Annotated in this window: 22 protein-coding genes and 1 pseudogene; 14 read left to right on the top strand and 9 right to left on the bottom strand. The window is 72.4% G+C overall.

Annotation, left to right across the window (positions count from 1 at the left end):
• Positions 1 to 62: 62 nt before the first annotated feature.
• Positions 63 to 887, bottom strand: coding sequence for a fructosamine kinase family protein (locus ACZ7LE_RS11590; protein ID WP_470403431.1), 825 nt, complete (start codon positions 885 to 887; stop codon positions 63 to 65).
• The gene (locus ACZ7LE_RS11585; RefSeq protein WP_020014707.1) at positions 884 to 1,099 is read right to left on the bottom strand and encodes a DUF5703 family protein; all 216 of its coding nucleotides are present in this window, start codon (positions 1,097 to 1,099) and stop codon (positions 884 to 886) included. The genes ACZ7LE_RS11590 and ACZ7LE_RS11585 overlap by 4 nt, the downstream gene beginning before the upstream one ends.
• Positions 1,100 to 1,216: 117 nt before the next feature.
• On the opposite strand from ACZ7LE_RS11585, the gene ACZ7LE_RS11580 reads away from it, so the two are divergent.
• On the top strand, positions 1,217 to 1,549 hold the full coding sequence (locus ACZ7LE_RS11580; RefSeq protein WP_397396426.1) for a primosomal protein: 333 nt from the start codon (positions 1,217 to 1,219) through the stop codon (positions 1,547 to 1,549).
• Positions 1,550 to 1,583: 34 nt separating this feature from the next.
• On the opposite strand, the gene ACZ7LE_RS11575 is transcribed toward ACZ7LE_RS11580, so the two are convergent.
• Positions 1,584 to 2,558 carry an aldo/keto reductase gene (locus ACZ7LE_RS11575; protein ID WP_470403430.1) on the bottom strand — a complete coding sequence of 325 codons (975 nt, stop codon included), beginning with the start codon at positions 2,556 to 2,558 and terminating at the stop codon, positions 1,584 to 1,586.
• Between the two features lie 68 nt (positions 2,559 to 2,626).
• Here ACZ7LE_RS11575 and ACZ7LE_RS11570 point away from each other — a divergent pair, with 68 nt between their 5' ends.
• Both ACZ7LE_RS11570 and mshC read left to right on the top strand, forming a co-directional pair.
• Entirely contained in the window at positions 2,627 to 3,547 is a 921-nt protein-coding gene (locus ACZ7LE_RS11570; RefSeq protein ID WP_470403429.1) for an undecaprenyl-diphosphate phosphatase, read from the top strand.
• A gap of 64 nt (positions 3,548 to 3,611) precedes the next feature.
• Positions 3,612 to 4,922, top strand: coding sequence for a cysteine--1-D-myo-inosityl 2-amino-2-deoxy-alpha-D-glucopyranoside ligase (mshC, locus tag ACZ7LE_RS11565; protein ID WP_470403428.1), 1,311 nt, complete (start codon positions 3,612 to 3,614; stop codon positions 4,920 to 4,922).
• Positions 4,923 to 5,344: 422 nt separating this feature from the next.
• Here mshC and ACZ7LE_RS11560 read toward each other — a convergent pair whose 3' ends face one another.
• Together ACZ7LE_RS11560 and ACZ7LE_RS11555 are read right to left on the bottom strand one after the other, a co-directional pair.
• The gene (locus ACZ7LE_RS11560; RefSeq protein ID WP_020014713.1) at positions 5,345 to 6,223 is read right to left on the bottom strand and encodes a PAC2 family protein; all 879 of its coding nucleotides are present in this window, start codon (positions 6,221 to 6,223) and stop codon (positions 5,345 to 5,347) included.
• 105 nt (positions 6,224 to 6,328) lie between these two features.
• Positions 6,329 to 6,616, bottom strand: a complete 288-nt coding sequence (locus ACZ7LE_RS11555; protein ID WP_377229020.1) for a hypothetical protein — start codon at positions 6,614 to 6,616, stop codon at positions 6,329 to 6,331.
• A gap of 133 nt (positions 6,617 to 6,749) precedes the next feature.
• On the opposite strand from ACZ7LE_RS11555, the gene ACZ7LE_RS11550 reads away from it, so the two are divergent.
• Complete coding sequence (locus ACZ7LE_RS11550; protein ID WP_470403427.1) at positions 6,750 to 7,511, top strand: helix-turn-helix domain-containing protein; 762 nt, start codon at positions 6,750 to 6,752, stop codon at positions 7,509 to 7,511.
• Complete coding sequence (locus ACZ7LE_RS11545; protein WP_470403426.1) at positions 7,511 to 7,984, top strand: NUDIX hydrolase; 474 nt, start codon at positions 7,511 to 7,513, stop codon at positions 7,982 to 7,984. The genes ACZ7LE_RS11550 and ACZ7LE_RS11545 overlap by 1 nt, the downstream gene beginning before the upstream one ends.
• Positions 7,985 to 8,019: 35 nt before the next feature.
• On the opposite strand, the gene ACZ7LE_RS11540 is transcribed toward ACZ7LE_RS11545, so the two are convergent.
• Positions 8,020 to 8,583 carry an HD domain-containing protein gene (locus ACZ7LE_RS11540; protein WP_470403425.1) on the bottom strand — a complete coding sequence of 188 codons (564 nt, stop codon included), beginning with the start codon at positions 8,581 to 8,583 and terminating at the stop codon, positions 8,020 to 8,022.
• Between the two features lie 145 nt (positions 8,584 to 8,728).
• The gene (locus ACZ7LE_RS11535) at positions 8,729 to 9,130 is read right to left on the bottom strand and encodes a hypothetical protein (RefSeq protein WP_400547114.1); all 402 of its coding nucleotides are present in this window, start codon (positions 9,128 to 9,130) and stop codon (positions 8,729 to 8,731) included.
• A gap of 429 nt (positions 9,131 to 9,559) precedes the next feature.
• Between ACZ7LE_RS11535 and ACZ7LE_RS11530 the strand changes: the two genes are divergently transcribed.
• Positions 9,560 to 10,102: a hypothetical protein gene (locus tag ACZ7LE_RS11530; RefSeq protein WP_470403424.1), complete on the top strand. Its 543-nt coding sequence runs from the start codon at positions 9,560 to 9,562 to the stop codon at positions 10,100 to 10,102.
• Positions 10,103 to 10,149: 47 nt separating this feature from the next.
• On the opposite strand, the gene ACZ7LE_RS11525 is transcribed toward ACZ7LE_RS11530, so the two are convergent.
• The gene (locus ACZ7LE_RS11525) at positions 10,150 to 10,710 is read right to left on the bottom strand and encodes an HD domain-containing protein (protein WP_470403423.1); all 561 of its coding nucleotides are present in this window, start codon (positions 10,708 to 10,710) and stop codon (positions 10,150 to 10,152) included.
• A gap of 92 nt (positions 10,711 to 10,802) precedes the next feature.
• Between ACZ7LE_RS11525 and ACZ7LE_RS11520 the strand changes: the two genes are divergently transcribed.
• Positions 10,803 to 11,507, top strand: coding sequence for an HAD family hydrolase (locus ACZ7LE_RS11520; RefSeq protein ID WP_470403422.1), 705 nt, complete (start codon positions 10,803 to 10,805; stop codon positions 11,505 to 11,507).
• A gap of 86 nt (positions 11,508 to 11,593) precedes the next feature.
• Here ACZ7LE_RS11520 and ACZ7LE_RS11515 read toward each other — a convergent pair whose 3' ends face one another.
• Positions 11,594 to 12,511, bottom strand: a complete 918-nt coding sequence (locus ACZ7LE_RS11515; protein WP_470403421.1) for a RecB family exonuclease — start codon at positions 12,509 to 12,511, stop codon at positions 11,594 to 11,596.
• Positions 12,512 to 12,604: 93 nt separating this feature from the next.
• On the opposite strand from ACZ7LE_RS11515, the gene ACZ7LE_RS11510 reads away from it, so the two are divergent.
• The 7 genes and pseudogenes from ACZ7LE_RS11510 to prcA form a co-directional block, all read left to right on the top strand.
• Positions 12,605 to 13,783, top strand: coding sequence for a site-2 protease family protein (locus tag ACZ7LE_RS11510; RefSeq protein ID WP_470403420.1), 1,179 nt, complete (start codon positions 12,605 to 12,607; stop codon positions 13,781 to 13,783).
• Positions 13,784 to 13,794: 11 nt separating this feature from the next.
• Complete coding sequence (locus ACZ7LE_RS11505; RefSeq protein ID WP_470403419.1) at positions 13,795 to 14,808, top strand: tRNA (adenine-N1)-methyltransferase; 1,014 nt, start codon at positions 13,795 to 13,797, stop codon at positions 14,806 to 14,808.
• A 141-nt stretch (positions 14,809 to 14,949) separates the two neighbouring features.
• Positions 14,950 to 16,611 (top strand): proteasome ATPase, encoded by a 1,662-nt coding sequence (gene arc, locus ACZ7LE_RS11500; protein ID WP_470403418.1) that lies wholly within the window; start codon positions 14,950 to 14,952, stop codon positions 16,609 to 16,611.
• A gap of 100 nt (positions 16,612 to 16,711) precedes the next feature.
• Positions 16,712 to 18,373 (top strand): depupylase/deamidase Dop, encoded by a 1,662-nt coding sequence (gene dop / locus ACZ7LE_RS11495; protein ID WP_470404539.1) that lies wholly within the window; start codon positions 16,712 to 16,714, stop codon positions 18,371 to 18,373.
• 109 nt (positions 18,374 to 18,482) lie between these two features.
• Positions 18,483 to 18,680, top strand: coding sequence for a ubiquitin-like protein Pup (locus tag ACZ7LE_RS11490; protein ID WP_121383395.1), 198 nt, complete (start codon positions 18,483 to 18,485; stop codon positions 18,678 to 18,680).
• 2 nt (positions 18,681 to 18,682) lie between these two features.
• A complete protein-coding gene (gene prcB, locus ACZ7LE_RS11485) occupies positions 18,683 to 19,516 on the top strand; it encodes a proteasome subunit beta (protein WP_470404538.1) in 834 nt (277 codons plus the stop codon).
• Positions 19,513 to 20,226, top strand: a pseudogene (prcA, locus tag ACZ7LE_RS11480) (proteasome subunit alpha); the annotation flags it as partial. The gene prcB and the pseudogene prcA, both read left to right, overlap by 4 nt.
• Positions 20,227 to 20,372: the final 146 nt, after the last annotated feature.

Raw genomic sequence — 20,372 nt, 5'->3', positions numbered from 1 at the left:
CTCGACCAGCGAGCGGGCTCGACCAGCGAGCGGGCCCGACCAGCGAGCGGGCCCGACCAGCGTCAGCCCGCGAGCTCGGCGAGCAGCGCGCGTGTCCTGGGCACGTAGGAGCCGCCGAACAGCACGGCGTGCACCGCGAGCGGGTAGAGCTGGTGCAGGCGCACCCGGTCCCGCCAGCCGGCCGTGAGCGGGTGCGCCGCCTGGTACCCGGCGAGGATCTCGTCGAGGTGCGGCGCACCGAAGAACGCGAGCATCGCCAGGTCGGTCTCGCGGTGCCCGCCGTGGGCGGCCGGGTCGATGAGCACGGCCTCGACCCCGCCGGGCGTCCCGTCGTCGACCCACAGCACGTTCCCGGACCACAGGTCGCCGTGCAGTCGCGCGGGGGAGTCGTCGGCACTCGCACCCGCCAGGCGGGGCAGCCGCGCGCAGACGGCTTCGACCAGCGCCGCGTCGTCGTGGTCGAGCGCACCGCGCTCGCGGCCCTGGTCGAGCAGCGGCCGCAGCCGCGCGTCGGCGTAGAACTCCGGCCACGAGTCCCACGCCCCGCCCACCATCGGCAGCGGGTCGCGGAGCGGCCCGAACCACCCGCCGGGGTCGCCGGACCAGCCCCAGGTCGGGGGCGGTCCGGCGCCGAAGGCGGGCGCGCCGGCGTCGTGCAGCGCGGCGAGGGCGCGGCCGAAGGCGCGTCCCTGCCGAGGTCCGGGCGTGCCGGACCGCAGGAGGTCCAGGTCGAGGTGCCCCGGCCCGACGCCGCGCACGCCGACGATCCGCGGCCCACCGGGCACGCGGAGCCAGTCCAGGCCGGCCGCCTCGCGGGCGAAGAACCCGTCCGGGGCGGCGGCGTCGGCCTTGCGGTACGCGCCGGGCTCCGGGGCGTCGTCCGTCACAGGGTCGAGGAGACCTTGATGATCTTGCGGCGGAGCCAGACCTTGCGTCTGCCGCCGATGTAGAGAAGGGTCCGGGCCAGCTCCCAACGGCCGTACTCGGCCTCGTCGGTGAGCGCCTTGCGGGCGTCCGGCACCGTGGTGTCCGGCTCGAAGGTCACGACACGGTACTCGTACTGACTGTTCTTGCGGAACACGGAGCCGTCTCTCGCCATCTGATGCACCGTCCTCGGGTCGCGGGTGAGGTCAGTTTATGCCGGTTTGATTGCAGACCGGTGACAGCAATGAATTTCGTCTGCCCATTGTGGCCCATGGGGCGCTACCTTCAAGGCATGACCGTTGAACCGCGTGCCGCGCTCGACCGCCTCGTGGCCGCACTCGAGGCCCACCACCACGCGGTCGCCACTCGCCGGAGTGACGACGACCCCGCCGTCGACGACGCCTACGACGTGCTCGCCGACGCCTACGAGGTGTACGAGGACTCCCTGGCCACGGTGTTCGGCGAGGTGACGCCGTTCTACCTGGCCGACGAGGTGGACGAGGACGACGACGAGGACGACGAGTCGGACGAGGACCTGGAGGACCTCGAGGACCTCGACTTCGACGACGACCTGGGCGAGGTCGAGGAGTCGGAGGACCAGCCGCAGCCTGCGCAGCAGCGCTGACCCGGCGCGGGCTCAGGCCCGGGCGGGCGCACGGTCACCAGCGTTCCGGATAGCCGATCTCCGGGGCGGAGACGTCGTCGAGCGCGGCGTGCACCTCGTACGGCAGCTCGAGGGTCACGGCCGCCAGCGACGACCGGAGCTGGGTGGGTGTCCGCGCGCCCACGATCGCCGACGCGATGCCTTCGCGCTCCAGGAGCCAGGCGAGCGCCACCTCCCCGGCGGCGCGGCCCAGCCCTTCGGCCGCGGTCGCCACGGCTTCGACGACGGCGGACGCCGGCCCCTCCAGGTACGACTGGACGAAGCCCGCCAGCGCCCCGGCGGCCCGGGAGTCGGCGGGGATGCCGCGCCGGTACTTGCCCGTGAGCACGCCGCGCCCGAGGGGCGACCAGGCCAGCAGGCCGGCTCCCAGGGCGTCGGCGGCCGGGACGACGTCACGCTCCACACCGCGCTGCAGCAGCGAGTACTCGAGCTCGACGGCGGCCAGGCCGACGTCCGGCTCCAGCAGTGTCGCCACGCGTGCCGTCGCCCAGCCGGGGTGGTTGCTCAGGCCCACGTACCGGGCGCGTCCGCTGGTCACCGCGATCCGCAGCGCGTTGCAGGTCTCCTCCAGCGACGTGTTGGGGTCGGGGCAGGCCACGAGGAACAGGTCCACGTGGTCGGTGCCCATGCGCACCAGCGACTCGTCGAGGCTGTCGAGCAGGGCGCCGCGGGAGGCGTCCACGACGCGTCCCGGGCCGCCGCCGGGGCGCGACTCCGACCGGATGCCCGCCTTGGTGGCCAGCACCAGCTCGTTGCGCGCGACCTTGCCGGACAGGAGCGTGCCGATCACGCGCTCGGAGTCACCGTCGGCGTAGCTGGCCGCGGTGTCCACGAGGGTGCCGCCGGCGTCGAGGAAGTCCCGTACCTGCTCGGCCGCGTCGATCTCGTCGGTGTCGCGGCCCCATGTCATGGTGCCGAGCCCGAGCTCCGAGACCCGCAGGCCCGACCTGCCCACCCGGCGTCGTTCCATGTGCGGCAGGCTACCCGCGGCCGACGCGGGTGCGTCAGGAGGCGCGCCGTGGGGTAGTGTCACGGCCCGTGACTGCGTGGGAAGCCATCCTTCTGGGCCTGGTCCAGGGCCTGACCGAGTTCCTCCCGATCTCGTCGTCGGCGCACCTGCGGATCGTCGGTGAGCTGATCGGGTCGAGCGATCCCGGCGCGGCCTTCACGGCCATCACGCAGATCGGCACCGAGGCCGCGGTGATCATCTACTACCGCAAGAAGATCGGCGTCATCCTCGTCGCCTGGTTCAAGGCCCTCTCGGGCGCCTACGGCAAGGGCTGGCGCGCCCGCGCGGGCCTGGGCCCGCGCCCCGGCTCCGTCGACGTACGGCACGGCCGCCCCGGCGTGATCGCCAACCCGGACGCCGCGATGGGCTGGTACATCATCTTCGGCTCGGTCCCGATCGTGGTGCTGGGCCTGCTGTTCCAGGACTACATCGAGACCACGCTGCGCAACCTGTGGATCACCGTCTTCACCCTGGCGTTCTTCGCGATCCTGTTGCTGCTGGCGGACATCTTCGGCCGCCGGGAGCGCGAGCTGACGACGCTGACCGGCCGTAGCGCCATCACCTTCGGCTTCGCCCAGGCCCTCGCGCTGGTACCGGGCGTCTCCCGCTCGGGCGGCACCATCACGGCCGGCCTGGCCATGGGTTTCACCCGCAAGGCCGCGGCGGACTACTCGTTCCTGCTCGCGATCCCGGCCGTCCTCGGCTCGGGCTTCTACCAGCTCGTCAAGACGCTCGGCGAGCCGCTGCCGGAAGGGTCGCCCGGCTGGGGCGCCATCCTGCTGGCGACGGTCGTCGCGTTCGGCGTGGGCTACGCGGTGATCATCGGCTTCCTCAAGATCATCGGCAACTACTCCTACAAGCCGTTCGTGTACTACCGGCTCGTGCTCGCCGGCGTGGTCGTGTACCTGCTGATGTCGGGCACGATCGACGCGACCGGCGGCGTCGCATAGAACACACGCCCCAGGGCCCTGACATGGTCGGGGAGTGTCACAGCCTGCGGTTATCGTTGGTCGCGTGCACGCCTGGCCCACACCCCAAGTCCCGCTGCTCCCCGGCTCCCCGTCGCCCGCCCCGGTGCGGGTCCACGACTCGTCGTCGGGGGAGCTCGTGGAGGCGGCGCCGGGCCCCCAGGCGCGGCTGTACGCGTGCGGCATCACGCCGTACGACGCGACCCACATCGGGCACGCGAACACCTACGTGACGTTCGACCTGCTGGTGCGCGCCTGGCGCGACGCGGGCAAGGACGTCACCTACGCGTCGAACGTGACGGACGTCGACGACCCGCTGCTGGAGCGCGCCGCGGCGACCGGTATGGACTGGCGCGAGCTCGCGGCCTCGCAGATCGCGCTGTTCCGCGAGGACATGACGGCGCTGGGCGTGATCCCGCCCTCGACGTGGACGGGCGCCGTGGAGTCGGCCCCGGACGTCGCGCGGGCCGTGGCGACCATGCTGGAGTCGGGCGCCGCCTACCGCGTGTCGCTGGAGCCGGGTGCCGGCGGGTCCACGCCGGAGCTGGGCGACGTCTACGCCGACCTCACGGCCGACCCGCGCTTCGGCGCGGTCGCGCACCTCGACCGCGAGCAGGCGCTGGCCACGTTCGCGGAGCGCGGCGGGGACCCGGACCGTGAGGGCAAGAAGGACCCGCTGGACCCGCTGCTGTGGCGGCGCGAGCGCCCGGGGGAGCCCGCGTGGGACGGCGGGCCGCTCGGCACCGGCCGCCCGGGCTGGCACATCGAGTGCGCGGTCATCGCGCGCGACGGGCTCGACGTGGCCGCGGGGGAGCGGTTCGACGTGCAGGGCGGCGGCACGGACCTGCTGTTCCCGCACCACGAGATGTCGACGTCGCACCTGCGCGTCCTGTGCCCCGCGTCGGGCGACGGGGAGCCGGCCGGCGCCCGCACGCACGTCCACGCTGGCCTGGTCTCGTACCAGGGCGAGAAGATGAGCAAGTCGCTGGGCAACCTGGTGCTGGTCTCCCGGCTCCGGGACGAGGGGCACGACCCGATGGCGATCCGCCTGGCGCTCCTGGCCCACCACTACCGCACGGAGTGGGAGTGGGACGAGACGTCGCTGCCCGCGGGCGAGGCGCGGCTCGTGCGGTGGCGCGACGCGGTCTCAGGCAACGGCGGTCCGTCGGCCGACGCGACCCTGTCCGCGGTCCGCGCGGCCCTGGCGGACGACCTCGACGCGCCGGCCGCGCTGGCCGCCGTCGACGCGTGGGCTGAGAGCTCCCTGGACGCGTCGCGGGACACCTCCGCCGACGAGGAGGGTGCTCCCGGGATCATCGCCCGTACGGTGAACGCCCTGCTCGGAGTGCGTCTTTGACCTCTCGGGCGTCCCGTTCCGACCCCGTTTCGGCGAGGTAGGCCAGCACCGCGCCGAGCGCCCAACAGGTTAGTTTTGGCCCCTGCTTCCGTTTGCATTTAACCCGGGGCAGGATGGGGAGCATGACGGAGTACGAGGAAGACTTCACGGGTGAGACCCGGGTCACCGTCACGACGGCGCCCAGGTGCAGCACGCGATACCGAGTGGTACGTAACGGACCGGGATACGCACCGGTCTACGACCGCGTCGAGGACGCCGCACGGTGTCTCGAGACATGGGTGGGCTTCCACGGGCCGGACGCAGGTGTGCGGATCGAGCCCATCTCCAGCAGCGCGTGACCGTCACGCCGGACAGAACGTCAGAGGCCTGAACCCCACGGGGGGCTCAGGCCTCTGTGCTTGTCGCTCTGTCCGGACCCGGGCTCAGAGCCGTTCGGGACCGCTGTCCTTGCCGCCGCCGTCCCGGCGGCGCAGGTAGCGCTCGAACTCGCGCGCGATGGCGTCACCGGACGCCTCGGGCAGCTCGGCGGTGTCCTTGGCCTCCTCGAGCTGCGCGACGTACTCGGAGATCTCCGAGTCCTCCGACGCCAGCTCGTCCACGCCGTGCTGCCAGGCCGCGGCGTCGTCGGGCAGCTCGCCCATCGGGACCGTCTCGCCCAGGATCTCCTCCACGCGCGTGAGGATCGCGAGCGTCGCCTTGGGCGACGGCGGGTTGGCCACGTAGTGCGGCACGGCCGCCCACAGGCTGACGGACTGCAGGTTGCGCTCCGCGGCCTCGTGCTGGAGCACCCCGACGATCCCCGTGGGGCCCTGGTAGGTGTTGGCCTCGATGTCCAGCACGGACTGTAGGCCCACGCTGTCCGAGGTGGCGGTCATCGGGATGGGCCGGGTGTGCGGGACGTCCGCCAGGAGCGCGCCGAGCGTGATCACGGTGCGGACCCCCAGCTCGTCCGCCACGCGCAGCAGCTCCTCGCAGTACTTGCGCCAGCGCATCGACGGCTCGACGCCGTGCACCAGCACGACCTTGCGCTCGCCCACCTGGGCCACCGAGATCGTGGTCGTGGGCCAGGTGATGGAGCGTTTCCCGTCGTCGTCCAGCGAGATGTACGGGCGGTTGACCTGGAAGTCGTGGAACTCCTCCGGGTCGAGCTCGGTCACCTTCTCGGCGCCCCACACCTCGGCCAGGTGCGTGAGCGCCGTCGTGGCGGCGCTCCCCGCGTCGTTCCAACCTTCGAAGGCAGCGAGGAGCACGGTCTGGCGAGGCGAGGCCTGCTCCGGCTGCTCGTGATGCGCGTCGGTCATCCCCCCACCCTAGGGTGTGCGGCGCTCGACGTGACCAGGGGCACGGCCGCGTTCGCGGACGGGCGAATCCACTGCGTGGCGGCGTGTCGGTGCCGGGCCGCGGGCTCAGAAGACCGGCACGCCGGCGCGGAGCGCGCCGCGCACCTGCACCTCGACACCGCGCCACTCGCCCGACCACAGCGTGTAGCCGGGGTTCATCATCCGCTGGTCGATGGCGTGCTCCAGGCCCAGCGCCCGCGCGATGCTCTCGCCGTCGTCCAGGTGCCACGGCTGCAGGCACACGCGCTCGGGCGTGACCGTCAGGACCTCGATCCAGTCCGCGCGGACGTGCCGCAGCAGGTCGATGACATCGCCAAGACGTTCTGTGACCGACTGCGAGGCAATGGGGTTCACGAGGCTCTCCGGGACACGGGTCGGACAGGTGGGCTAGCTGATACCACTGTGCGCCGGGCACATGGGACGTGCCATCGGCAGCGCCCGGGACGTTTCGGTGATAGATACGTCCCTTGAGGGGGTGAGATGACACGTGAGAAACCAACGACTGGTCGCGGCGATGAGCCAGGCCGGCCTGAGCCAGGTCCGGCTCGCGGCCGCCGTCGGCGTCGACCCGAAGACCGTGGAACGCTGGGTGGCTCAGGGGCGTACGCCGCACCCGCGTCATCGCGTCGCGGTCTCCGAGGCGCTGGGCTGCGACGTCGCGGCGCTGTGGGGCGACGTCGACCGGGCGGAGGCCGCCGCCCAGGAGATCGTCGGCGTCTACCCGGCGCGGCGCGCCGTGCCGTCCGGGACCTGGCGGGCGTTCCTCGCCGGCGTGGAGCAGCGCTTCGAGCTGCACGCGTTCGCCGCGACGTTCCTGCCGGACCAGACCCTGGACCTGACCACGGAGATCGTCACCATGGCCGCGCGGGGCGTGCAGGTGCGCCTGCTGCTGGGCGACCCGGAGGGAAGCGCCGTCACCGTGCGCACGGCGGAGGAGGGCGGCACGGGTCTTGCCGGGCGCATCGCCCTGGTGCTGGCGTACCTGGCCCCCGCGCTCGGCACGCCGGGCGTCGAGGTGCGGCTGCACGACCAGACCCTGTACGCCACGACCTTCCGGTTCGACGACGACCTGCTGGTCAACACGCACGTCTGGGGATCGCCCGCGGGCGCGAACCCGCTGCTGCACCTCAAGGACGGTCCCGAGGCGTCGATGGCGCCCGCCTACCAGGCGGGCTTCGAGCGGGTGTGGAACGCCGCGACGCCGTTGACGGTCTGGCCGCGGACGGAGGACCCGGACGAGGTGTCGTGATGACGCGGCTGGACTACTTCGACGACCCGGCCGCTCCGGCGGTGAACTCGGTGGTGCCCTCGGTCACGGTGGCCGTGCGCGACGACGGCGGGCGCCTGCTGCTCATCCACCGCACCGACAACGACCTCTGGGCGCTGCCGGGCGGCGGCATCGACCCGGGGGAGACCGTGCGGCAGGCGGGCGTCCGGGAGACCGAGGAGGAGACCGGCTACCGCGTGCGGATCACGGGCCTGGTGGGCATCTACACCGACCCGCGGCACGTCATCGTCTACTCGGACGGCGAGGTCCGCGCGCAGTTCTCCATCTGCATGCGCGCCTCGGTCACCGGCGGCGCCGTCCGGACCTCGCACGAGTCCAGCGAGGTGGTGTGGCAGCCGGTGGACCGGCTCGGCGAGCTGGCGATCCACCCGTCGATGCGGCTGCGCATCGACCACGCGGTGGACCTCTCGCGCACCGAGCCGTTCCTGACCTGACCGGCGGTCCGGTTGGTTCCCCCGCGGGCCGGGCCTCAGCCGCGCCGGAGGCGCTCGTCGACCGCGGACACGAGCCGCCGCAGCTGCGGCTCCGCGCGGTGGATGCTGCGCGAGACGAGGTGGCCCGGCGCGTAGCGGTCGTAGATGCAGTCCAGCCGCTCGTCGACGGTGACGGGGCGGCCCTGGGCCGAGGTGGTCATGTCGCAGTAGGTCAGCAGGTCCAGCAGGTCGCTGTCCGTCGGCACCGGGAACTCGCCCCGCAGGTGCGCGTCGAGGTGGCGCTCGCCCGCCTCGACCAGGGCCGACGTGTGGTGCGCGACCAGGCTCGTCAGCTCGTCCGGCGCGCCCAGGCGGCGCAGGTAGCGGGCGCCGTCGAGCTGGTGCAGCCCGGTGTCGCGGGCCGCGGCGGCGTAGCCGATGTCGTGCAGGTACGCCGCGGACACGAGCAGGTCGGACCGGCCCAGCACGCGGGCGACGTGCTCGGCCCGCCGGCCGACCCCGAGCGAGTGGGCCAGGCGGTCGGTGCTGGGCTCGAAGACCTCGGCCAGCAGTGCTCGCGCACCCGCGGGACCGAGGTCCCGCGGGGTGGTTCCGTGCATCGGTTCACCGTAGGCCGGTGGGCCGTGGACGGCGCGGCGTGCGGCGCGGCGGCCGGTGAAGAGGGCGGTCAGAGAAGGCGTGCTGGTCTGGATCATGGCTCCCCCTGCGTCGTCGTCCGAGCTGCGTTCCTCAGAGCGGTGTACCTCAGAGCTCCGGGCGGCCCTTCGCGATCCACTCGCGCACCAGCGCCGTCGCGCGCCGGTGCCCGGCCAGCGCGTCCTCCCGCGTGGCGTGCATCTCGGCGTACTGCTCCGTGCAGTCGAGGAGCTCGTCCTCGGAGAGCACGCCGTCGGGGTCGAGCCGTTCGACGAACACCATCGTCTCGTAGATGAGCGGGGTGTGGTCGTCGTCGTCCTCGAGGGGCGCGGCGGTGTCGATCCCCGTCCACACGGTGGACACGTGGTAGATCCCGAGGTGGTCGCGCGCGATGTGCGCGGCCCCGGCGCCCAGCCGCAGCACGGACCACTGGTCCTGGGTGATCGGGTGACCGTCGAGGTCGTAGTACATCCGCTGCGAGAGCCGCTCGAAGAAATCGGGTCCGAACACGGTCTGTCTCCCCCTTGGTCGCTGCCGGGACTCGGCGGCCGAAACTGCCGATCGAGGGCCAGCATCGCGCAGGACGACGCGACGCGCGCGGCGGGGGCGTGGTGGGTACGTGGTGGCTGCACGGTGGGTGCGCCCGCGGGCCGGCCGTGTCACGGCGGTTCGCGTGCTCGGTGCGTTTTCCCAGCGCACGGGCTCGGCCGGGCTTGTTGCGCCGGCGCGGACTTCGCACGGTCCGGCAGCGTCTGGCGAGCGCGTTCGACAGCGCGGGCACCTTCTCCGTCTTCCCCGACGACGGCGGCCCGGACATCTCTGCCGAGCCGCTCTGGCGAAGCGGATCTAGGGCGATATCGGGTGATATGCCCGTTAGTTCCGTCGCGGATCACACTCGCCGGCGCGCGGAACGCCTCAGGTCCGGGTGACGATGAACTCATGCTCAACCTGCGAAATCACCGGGTCCTGCTCTCCGCCGTCGGTGCGCTCGTCGTCGCCGGCGCCGGCAGCGGCATCGCCTGGTCCCAGGCCGAGCGCACCAGCGAGCCCGCTGACGTGCTGCTCGACGCCGTGGAGCACAGCGAGTCCACGATGCGCGACTACATCGACGAGGTCAGCGGACGGTTCGACGAGATCGAGGCCACGACCGACGTCGAGAAGAAGGAGGAGCTCGCCGCGGCGCTCATGACCGACGTGCCCGACCTCGCCGAGGAGGCCCGGTCCGGCGTCCTGTCCGCCAAGGAGGACGCCCAGGCGGTGCCGCTGTCCGACGGCGGCCGGCTCGACGCCGCCCGTGACGCCTACGTGGCCCACATGGACGCCTGGATCGCGGAGTACGAGCGGGCGATCGTCACCCCGGCGAGCGTCGTCGAGATCGAGCCGCGGGTGAACCGCACGTTCGACAAGGCCGTCGCCGCGTTCGAGCGGACCGACCTCGACGCCGGCCAGGAGGAGCGGGCCGAGGAGCTGCTCGCGGACTGACCGTCCGCCCACCGGACCCGAGCCGGCGCGGCCCCCGGCCCGCCGGCTCAGTCGCGCCAGCTCATCGGGGACTGGGTGAGCGCGGCGTCCGCCACCCGCTTCGCGGCGTCCGTCCCCAGCGCCGCGTAGGACGAGTCGATCCACTCCTGCACGCCGTCCTGGCCGCCGTGCCGGTACTCGACGGCCTGGACGAGGCACTCCAGCTTGTCCGCGTCGCGGGCGCACCGCGCCTCGGGCGTCTCCTGCGCCTCGAACTCGGTGACCGCGCCGAGCACGGTGGCCGCCGCGGCGTCCGGCAGCGGGGCGACCTGGTCCCGCGTGACCGCGACGTTGTCCGGCTTGGTGAGGTACGGCCGGGCAGTGTGCGGCAGGTCCGTGATGCGGGTCTCCTGGGAGTCGTGCCACAGCGCGAGGTAGGCGGCACGCGCCGGGTCCGCGCCTTCCTCGGCCGCCAGCAGGGCGGCGAGCTGCGCGACGCGCAGGCTGTGCTCCGCCACGGACTCCGGGTCGCGCACCCCGACCTGCCACCAGCCTGAGCGGCGCAGGCGTTTGAGCACGCCCATCTCGAAGGTGAAGGCGGCGATGCCGGAGGCGGCGGTGTGTGTCATGGCGCTATCGTCCGGCATCCGGCCGGTCGGGACCCGCCTGGACGTTCCCCGCTCGTTACCGGCCGTTCCACGTCGGCACCTAGCATGTGTCGGTGCCCCGCGAATCGTCTGCCCTGCCCGCCGCCGTCCTGTTCGACATGGACGGCACCCTCGTCGACTCCGAGGCCTACTGGATGCGCGCCGAGCACGAGATCGTCGTCGCGCACGGGGCCACCTGGACGCACGAGGACGCGCTCGGCGCCGTCGGGCAGGCGCTGCTCACCACGGGCGGCATGCTGCACGACGCCGGCGTCCCGCTGGAGCCGGCCGAGATCGTGGCCTGGCTCGTGGCCCGCGTCAACGAGCAGCTGCGCGAGGCCGTGCCGTGGCGCGTGGGCGTCCTGGAGCTGCTGGAGGACCTGCGCGCCGCCGACGTGCCGTGCGCTATCGTCACCATGTCCTACCGCAGCCAGGCCCAGGTCGTGGCCGACGGCGCCCCCGCCGGCACCTTCACCCACCTGGTCACCGGCGACGAGGTGACGCACGGCAAGCCGCACCCCGAGCCGTACCTGGTGGCCGCCGGCCTGTTCGGCGTGCGGGCCGAGGACTGCGTGGCGATCGAGGACTCCGGACCCGGCATCACCTCGGCGCTCGCGTCGGGTGCCCGCACGCTCGGCGTGCCCGCCGAGGTGCCGGTGCCGCCGCGCCCGGGGCTGAGCCGGGCGGCGTCCCTCAAGCAGGTCGACCTCGACCTGCTCGGCCGGATCGCGGCGGGGGAGGTCGTCGACCTGCTCGGCGCCGGAGACCTGCCCGGCTGAGCCGAGCTCGTCCGGGCCGACCCGAGCTGGCCCGACCCGAGCTGGCCCGGACCGAGCTGGCCGGGAGCGACCCGACGGGCCGCGCGTCAGCCCGTGATGCCGAGCCGCAGCGCGACGGCGCCCTCCGGGATCTCCGGCGGCGTGCCCCCGAACTCGGGGCACATCGCCTGGTGGGCGCACCAGCCGCACAGCTTGGACCGGCGGGGCTTCCACTCGCCCGTCCGGGCGGACTCCTCGATGCCCGACCAGATCGCACGGATCTTCTGCTCCGTGTGCTCCAGGTGCTCGGTCGTCGGCTCCCCGCGCAGCACCTGACCGTCACCCAGGTAGACGAGCTGCAGCATCTTGGGCAGCACCCCGCGTTCGCGCCACAGCACCAGGCCGTAGAAGCGCATCTGGAACACGGCCGACGTCTCGTAGCCGGGCCGCGGCGACTTCCCCGTCTTGTAGTCGACCACCCGCAGCGCGCCGTCGGGCGCCACGTCCAGCCGGTCGACGATGCCCCGCAGCAGCGGCCCGCCGTCGAGCTGCGACTCCACCAGGAGCTCCCGCTCGGCCGGCTCCAGCCGGTTCGGGTTCTCCAGCGTGAAGTAGGTGCCCAGCAGGGAGCCCGCCCCGGCGAGCCAGCCCGCACGGTCCTGGCCGTCCGGGCCGACCCCGTCGGTGAACAGCGACGCGTACCGCTCGTCGGCCTCCAGCAGCCGGTCCCACTCGCCGGGCAGGAGGTCGTGCGCCGCGGCCAGCGACCGTTCGCCCAGCGGGGCGTCGTACAGCCGCTCCAGCACCGCGTGCACGAGCGTGCCGCGTGCGGCGGCGGCCGACGGCGGCTCCGGCAGCCGGTCCACCGTGCGGAACCGGAAGAGCAGCGGGCACTGCATGAAGTCGTTGGCGCGCGACGGGGACAGGGCCGGCGGTCGCGAGGGCGCGCGCAGGGCCGGCGCGGCGTCGGCCGCCTCCGTCGTCGCGTCCTGCTCCAGCCCCTGCGTCAGCTCCGTCGTCGTCATGGCCCCAACCCTAGGGGCGGGCACTGACATCCCCCGGGAGTTGTCCACAGCGCGCCGTCACCCGCACACCCGGCGGCCGGTTAGGTTGGTCCAGTGACCACCTCGGAGCCCGCCTCCACGCCCGCACCTGCCCCACAGCGCTCGAAGGGGATCGTGGTCGGCCGCGTCGCCGGCGCGCCCGTGATCATCACGCGGTCCTGGTTTCTCGCGGCCCTCGTCCTGACCATCCTGTTCGTGCCGAACGTGCAGCTGATCGCGCCCCACCTCGGGGCGGGCGCCTACCTCGTCGCGTTCGTGTTCGTGCTGCTGCTGTTCGGCTCGGTGTTCCTGCACGAGACCGCCCACGCCCTCGTGGCCCGGGCCCGCGGCCAGCAGGTGACCGAGCTCGCCGTCACGATCTGGGGCGGCCACACCGCCTACACGGGTGGGCTCGGCAAACCGCTCGACGGCTTCCTCGTCGCCGTCGTGGGGCCCCTGACCAACCTGGTCCTCGCCGCCGGCTTCTGGGTCGCCTTCCAGGCCGCGCCGGTGCAGGACGTGCCCACGCTCCTGCTGTACGCGGGCGCGGTCTCCAACGCCTTCGTCGGCGCGTTCAACCTGCTCCCGGGCCTGCCGCTCGACGGCGGCCAGATCCTCGAGTCGCTGGTCTGGGCCGCCACCGGCAAGCGTTCGACGGGCACCATCGCGGCCGGCTGGGTCGGGCGCGTCGTCGCCGTCGGCGTGCTGCTCTGGGCCCTGGTGGTGCCGTTCGTGCAGGGCACCACGCCCAACCTCACGACCGTGCTGTGGTCGGCGCTGATCGGTGCGTTCCTCTGGGCGGGAGCGGGGGCGGCGATCACCAACGGCCGCCGCCGGGAGGCCGTCGCGGCGCTGTCCGCGAGCCGGCTCGCGCACCCGGCCCTCTCGGTCGCGTTCGGCTCCACCGTCGACGAGGCACTGTCCGCCCGGACGGCGGCGGTCGCCGCGGGCGTCCCGGAAGCGGCGGGTCATCGCCTCGTCGTGGTGGGGCACCGCGGCGAACCGATCGGCGTGCTCGACGACGACGCCGTCGCCGCGGTGCCCGCCGCCGCCCGGCACGCGACGCCCGTCGACGCCGTGGCGATCCCGTTCGTGCAGGGCAGCGCCGTGCACCCCGCGACGTCGGGCACGGACCTGCTCAACCACCTGGCCACGCGGTCCGGCGGCGCCCGGCTCGTCCCGGTGGTCGACGGGGACCGGGTCACGGGCGTGCTCGACCTCGCCGACGTCGCCCGGGCGGTCCGGGGCACCTAGACTGGTCGGTCGTGACCACACCCACCGATGCCCCTACCGCCACCGGCGCCGAGCTGCGCCGCGGACCGTTCCGCGTGGGGGACAAGGTCCAGCTGACCGACCCCAAGGGCCGCCTGCACACCATCACCCTGCAGCCGGGCGGCACCTTCCACACGCACAAGGGCTACTTCAAGCACGAGCAGATCATCGGGCAGCCGGAGGGTTCGGTGGTCGTGAACACGGCCGAGATCGAGTACCTCGCGCTGCGCCCGCTGCTGGCCGACTACGTGCTGTCGATGCCGCGCGGCGCCGCCGTCGTCTACCCCAAGGACGCCGGGCAGATCATCGCCATGGCCGACATCTACCCGGGTGCCCGGGTGGTCGAGGCCGGCGTCGGGTCCGGCGCGCTGACGATGTCCCTGCTGCGCGCCGTCGGCGACGCCGGGCACGTGCACTCGATCGAGCGGCGCGAGGACTTCGCCGCGATCGCGCAGGGCAACGTCGAGACCTTCTTCGGCGGGCCGCACCCGGCCTGGAACCTGTCCGTCGGCGACCTCGCCGACGTGCTGCCCGAGGTGGCCGAGCCCGGCACCGTCGACCGCGTGGTCCTGGACATGCTCGCGCCGTGGGAGAACGTCGACGCCGTCGCGTCCGCGCTCGCGCCCGGTGGCGTGCTCGTCTGCTACGTGGCCACCACGACCCAGCTTTCGCGCACAGCAGAAGATCTCCGTTCCGACGGCCGGTTCGGCGAGCCGGCCGCCTTCGAGACCATGGTCCGCGGCTGGCACCTGGAGGGCCTCGCGGTCCGTCCCGAGCACCGGATGATCGGGCACACCGGATTCCTCATCACGGCCCGCCGGCTGGCCGACGGCGTGGTCGCGCCCCTGCGTAAACGGCGTCCTGCCAAGGGTGCGTACCCCGTGACGGCCGAGGTCGACTGGTCGCCCGAGGAGCTCGGCGAGCGCGCCATCTCGGACAAGAAGATCCGAAAGGTGCGCCGTGACCTCGGCGTGGCACCCGAGGACGGCAACACCCCGTCTGCGTGAACGGGCTGTAACGATCGGGTACCCCGGACGTCTCAAACGGGTGTTCTTACTCCCGGTGTGTCAGTGACTGTGCTTAGAGTGCTGTTCTCGGAGGCGATTGCGTCATATGGTCGCCTCTCGGGCACTACGAGAGGGGATGTCATGACCGAGAACACGTCAGGATACAACCATCCCGAGCACGAGCCTTTGCCAAGTCGCGACTACGAGCGCCAGATTGCCCTCCTCTCAGCAAAGAACGAGCGCCTCGCGGAAGCACTCCGCGCGGCGCGTGATCAGATAGTCGAGCTCAAGAAACAGCTCGATGACCTGGCCAAGCCGCCGGGCACCTACGCCGTGTTCCTGGGGGCTCACGCCGACGGCTCGGTGGACATCTCGTCCGCCGGCCGCAAGATGCACGTCTCCGCGAGCCCGAGCCTGGACGTCACGCGGCTGAGTCCGGGCCAGGAGGTCAAGCTCAACGAGGCGATGACCGTGGTCGGCGCGGGCGACTACGAGCGCACCGGCGAGCTGGTGACCGTCAAGGAGATGCTGGGCGGCGACCGCGTGCTCGTGGTGGGCCGGGCCGACGAGGAGCGCGTGGTGCGCCTCGCCGGCTCGGTGATGGACGTCCCGCTCCGGGTCGGGGACTCGCTCACGGTCGACACGCGCAGCGGCTTCGTGTTCGAGATCGTGCCCAAGTCCGAGGTCGAGGAGCTGGTCCTCGAAGAGGTCCCGGACATCGAGTACGAGGACATCGGCGGCCTCGGGCCGCAGATCGAGGCCATCCGGGACGCGGTGGAGCTGCCGTTCGCGCACCCCGACCTCTTCCGGGAGCACGGGCTGCGCCCGCCCAAGGGCGTGCTGCTGTACGGCCCGCCCGGCTGTGGCAAGACGCTCATCGCCAAGGCCGTGGCCCACTCGCTGGCCGGGATGGTGGCGCGCGCCAACGGGGGCAACCCCGAGGTGAAGAGCTTCTTCCTCAACGTCAAGGGTCCGGAGCTGCTCAACAAGTACGTCGGCGAGACCGAGCGGCACATCCGGCTGATCTTCGCCCGGGCACGGGAGAAGGCCAGCCAGGGCATGCCGGTCGTCGTCTTCTTCGACGAGATGGAGTCGCTGTTCCGCACCCGCGGCACCGGCCTCTCCTCCGACGTGGAGACCACCATCGTGCCGCAGCTCCTCGCCGAGATCGACGGCGTCGAGCGGCTCGACAACGTCATCGTCATCGGCGCCTCCAACCGCGAGGACATGATCGACCCGGCCATCCTGCGCCCGGGGCGCCTCGACGTGAAGATCAAGATCGAGCGGCCCGACGCCGAGGGTGCCAAGGAGGTCTTCGGCAAGTACCTCACCAAGGAGCTGCCGATCCACGCGGACGACCTGGCGGAGTACGGCAACAACGTCTCCGAGGCGCTGGACGGCATGATCACCTCGGTGGTGGAGCGCATGTACTCCGAGGACGAGGAGAACCAGTTCCTGGAGGTCACCTACGCCTCCGGGGACAAGGAGACCCTCTTCTTCAAGGACTTCAACTCGGGCGCCATGATCCAGAACGTGGTGGACCGGGCCAAGAAGAACGCGATCAAGGACTTCCTGGCCTCCGGTCAGAAGGGCATCCGCGTGGAGCACCTGCTGACCGCGTGCGTCGACGAGTTCAAGGAGAACGAGGACCTCCCGAACACGACCAACCCCGACGACTGGGCGCGCATCAGCGGCAAGAAGGGCGAGCGCATCGTCTTCATCCGCACCATCGTCCAGAAGAAGGGCGAGGGCGCCACGCCCCGCACCATCGACACCGTCCAGAACACCGGCCAGTACCTCTGACCACAACCGGGCAGGTCCGCGTCCGTCGACCGGGCGCGGACCTGCCCGACCAACGGGACTACTCCGGCATAGGGTGGTGGACGTGAGCGTGCGTCGTGTGATGGGCATCGAGACCGAGTACGGAGTGCTGCAGCCTGGCCGGCCCCTGGCCAACCCCATGCTGCTGTCGAGCCAGGTGGTGACCACCTACCGGGCCATCTCCACCCGAGCCGAGGGTTCGGGTGGCAAGGCCCGCTGGGACTACGACGACGAGGACCCGCTGCAGGACGCGCGCGGGTTCCACCTCGACCGCGCCTCGGCGCAGCCGTCGATGCTGACCGACGACCCGGCGCGGCCCGCGCCGTCCGGACCTGTCACGGGCCAGGTGCCCGTCGTGGAGCCCGGCCTGCCGGGGCGTGGCCGGCGCCGGGCGGGCTCGACCCAGGAGGTCGAGCGGCCGGCCGCCGACGAGTACGACGACCCGAGCGCCGCCAACGTGATCCTCACGAACGGCGCGCGGCTGTACGTGGACCACGCCCACCCCGAGTACTCCTCGCCCGAGGTCATGACGCCCGAGGACATCGTGCGCTGGGACGTCGCCGGCGAGCGCGTCATGCTCGCCGCCCTGCGGGAGCTGTCCGGCTTCCCCGGCAGCGAGGTGGTGCTCTACAAGAACAACGTGGACGGCAAGGGCGCCAGCTACGGCACCCACGAGAACTACCTCGTGGACCGCGCACTGCCGTTCACCACGCTGGCCGAGCTCATCACGTCGTTCCTCGTCACGCGCCAGGTGTTCACCGGCTCCGGCCGGGTGGGCCTGGGCGCCACGAGCGGCACAGCCGGGTTCCAGATCTCGCAGCGCGCCGACTACATCGAGGCCGAGATCGGCCTGGAGACCACGCTGCGCCGCCCGATCGTCAACACCCGCGACGAGCCGCACGCCGACCGGCAGCGGTGGCGCCGGCTGCACCTGATCCTCGGGGACGCCAACCTGATGGAGGTGCCCACCTACCTCAAGACCGGCACGACGTCGCTGGTCCTGTGGGTGCTGGAGCACCTGGACGAGCTGGCCGACCTCGGCGTGGACGCGCGTGGCGAGCTGGGCGCCCTGCGGCTGGCCTCCCCGGTGAGCGACGTGCAGAAGGTCTCCCGCGACCTCGACCTGACCGCCGCGCTCGAGCTCACGGACGGCCGCACGATGACGGCGCTCCAGATCCAGGGCGAGGTGGTCGACGTCGTGCGGCGCTCGCTCAAGGTGCTCGGCACCGACCCGGAGTCGGACGCGGTGCTCGACCGCTGGGCGTCCCTGGTCGAGCGGCTGGGCACCGACCTGGCCGGGTGCGCGCGCGAGGTGGAGTGGGTCGCCAAGCTGCGCCTGCTGGAGCGTCTGCGCTCGCGCGACAACCTGGACTGGGACCACCCGCGGCTGCACGCGATGGACCTGCAGTGGTCGGACGTGCGGCCCGAGCGCGGTATCTACCACCGGCTGCTCGCCAAGGGCGCGGTCGACCGGATCGTCGACGAGGAGAGCGTGGCGCGCGCGGTGCAGCACCCGCCGACGGACACCCGTGCCTACTTCCGCGGCGAGGTGATGGCGCGCTACGGCAGCCAGATCTCCGCCGCGAGCTGGGACTCGGTGATCTTCGACGTCGACGGCGCGCAGGCGCTGCAGCGGGTGCCGATGCTCGACCCGACCCGCGGTACGCGGCGCCACATCGGTGCGCTGCTGGACGCGAGCCCGGACGCGGCGGCGCTGCTCGCCGGACTCTCCGGGCGAAGATGACCTTCCGTGTCGGTGTCACCGCCTAGGGTCAGTCTCTAGGGTCAACACCAAGCCTCAGGGCCTAGGCTTCAAGACCAGCACTACGTCAGAGAATCACCAGGAGGCGATCATGGCCGGTCAGGAAAGAATCAACCCGTCGCACGAGGACCGCACTCCCGACGACGACGCCGAGACGCCGGCGCCCGCCGCTGCGGCAGCGCAGAAGGACGACGACGAGGTCGACGCCCTGCTCGAGGAGATCGACGAGGTGCTGGAGACCAACGCCGAGTCGTTCGTGCGTGGATTCGTCCAGAAGGGTGGGCAGTGAACCTGAACGCAGACCGCACCGCAGGACGACTCCCGGACGCCTTCCTGCGTCCGGGATCGTCGTCCTTCGTGGACTTCCTGGCCGAGCACGCCCCCGACCGCCTGCCCGGGAACCGGTCCCTGCCCGCGGGCATGACCGATCCGGCGACCCTGTCCCCGCACGCCACCACGATCGTGGCGCTGACCTTCGACGGCGGCGTCCTGCTGGCCGGTGACCGGCGCGCCACGGCCGGCCCGATGATCGCCAGCCGCAGCATCGAGAAGGTGTTCCCGGCCGACGAGTACTCGGCGGTCGGCATCGCCGGCTCGGCGGGCATCGGGCTGGAGCTGGTCCGGCTGTTCCAGCTCGAGCTGGAGCACTACGAGAAGATCGAGGGCTCGCTGCTGTCGCTCACGGGCAAGGCGAACCGCCTGGCCACGATGCTGCGCGGCAACCTGTCCATGGCGATGCAGGGGCTGGCGGTCGTGCCCCTGTTCGCGGGCTACGACCTGGACAAGGACACGGGCCGGATCTTCAGCTACGACGCCACCGGCGGCCGGTACGAGGAGCACGAGCACCACGGCGTGGGCTCCGGCTCGCTCTTCGCCCGCGGCGCGCTGAAGAAGCTGTGGCGCCGGGGCATGGACGCGGACGCCGCGGTCGAGGTCGCGGTCGAGGCGCTGTACGACGCGGCCGACGACGACTCGGCGACCGGCGGGCCGGACACGGTGCGCGGCATCTTCCCGGTGGTCGCCACCGTGACCGTGGACGGTTACCAGCGCATCGAGGAGGCGGAGATCTCCCGCGTGGCGGAGCAGATCGTGGCGCAGCGCCGCGAGAGGGGGTCGATCGCATGAACATGCCGTTCTACGTCTCGCCCGAGCAGCTGATGAAGGACCGGGCTGACTTCGCCCGGAAGGGCATCGCCCGCGGCCGGTCCGTCATCGTGCTCGCGTACGAGGGCGGGATCGCCTTCGCCACGGAGAACCCCTCGCGTGCGCTGCACAAGATCTCGGAGATCTACGACCGCATCGCGTTCGCGGCCGTGGGCAAGTACAACGAGTTCGAGAACCTGCGGGTGGCCGGCGTGCGGTACGCCGACATGCGCGGGTACTCGTACGACCGTTCCGACGTGACGGCGCGCGGCCTGGCGAACGCGTACGCGCAGACGCTCGGCACGGTCTTCATCACCGAGTCGAAGCCGCTCGAGGTGGAGATCGTCGTCGCCGAGGTGGGCGCCCAGCCAGCGGACGACCAGATCTACCGGCTCACCTACGACGGCACCGTGGCCGACGAGCACGGCTTCGTCGTCATGGGCGGGCAGGCCGAGCAGCTCGGCCGGCGCGTCAAGGAGGGCTGGCGCGCGGACCTGTCGCTGGGGGAGGCGCTGCGGCTCGCCGTGGCGGCGCTCGGCTCGGGCGACGGTTCGACGCCGCGCACGATCGAGGCGGCCCAGCTCGAGGTGGCGGTCCTGGAGCGGGACCGCCCGCGCCGGGCCTTCCGCCGGCTGAACCGGCAGGTCCTGGCCGACCTGCTGGCCGAGGGCGCGGCGACGCCGTCGGGCGAGGCTCCCGCCGACGACCTCCCGCCGGCGGGCGACGTCGCGGTCGGGGCGGCGACCCCGGGCCTCGGCACGCCGGACACGGTTCCGCCGGAGACACCCGCCGACCAGCCCGCCGACGAGCCCGCCGAGGACTCCCCGACTCAGGAGAA

This window comes from Promicromonospora sp. NPDC110617, assembly GCF_055598465.1.
This window is presented reverse-complemented; position numbering and strand designations above follow the sequence as displayed.

Coding starts and splice junctions, on each gene's coding strand:
- dop (WP_470404539.1), top strand. CDS start 16,712: ATGGGCATCGAGACCGAGTACGGAGTGCTGCAGCCTGGCCGGCCCCTG.
- ACZ7LE_RS11515 (WP_470403421.1), bottom strand. CDS start 12,511: ATGACGACGACGGAGCTGACGCAGGGGCTGGAGCAGGACGCGACGACG.
- ACZ7LE_RS11560 (WP_020014713.1), bottom strand. CDS start 6,223: ATGACCGACGCGCATCACGAGCAGCCGGAGCAGGCCTCGCCTCGCCAG.
- ACZ7LE_RS11580 (WP_397396426.1), top strand. CDS start 1,217: ATGACCGTTGAACCGCGTGCCGCGCTCGACCGCCTCGTGGCCGCACTC.
- ACZ7LE_RS11575 (WP_470403430.1), bottom strand. CDS start 2,558: ATGGAACGACGCCGGGTGGGCAGGTCGGGCCTGCGGGTCTCGGAGCTC.
- ACZ7LE_RS11490 (WP_121383395.1), top strand. CDS start 18,483: ATGGCCGGTCAGGAAAGAATCAACCCGTCGCACGAGGACCGCACTCCC.
- ACZ7LE_RS11585 (WP_020014707.1), bottom strand. CDS start 1,099: ATGGCGAGAGACGGCTCCGTGTTCCGCAAGAACAGTCAGTACGAGTAC.
- ACZ7LE_RS11545 (WP_470403426.1), top strand. CDS start 7,511: ATGACGCGGCTGGACTACTTCGACGACCCGGCCGCTCCGGCGGTGAAC.
- ACZ7LE_RS11530 (WP_470403424.1), top strand. CDS start 9,560: ATGCTCAACCTGCGAAATCACCGGGTCCTGCTCTCCGCCGTCGGTGCG.
- arc (WP_470403418.1), top strand. CDS start 14,950: ATGACCGAGAACACGTCAGGATACAACCATCCCGAGCACGAGCCTTTG.
- ACZ7LE_RS11540 (WP_470403425.1), bottom strand. CDS start 8,583: ATGCACGGAACCACCCCGCGGGACCTCGGTCCCGCGGGTGCGCGAGCA.
- ACZ7LE_RS11525 (WP_470403423.1), bottom strand. CDS start 10,710: ATGACACACACCGCCGCCTCCGGCATCGCCGCCTTCACCTTCGAGATG.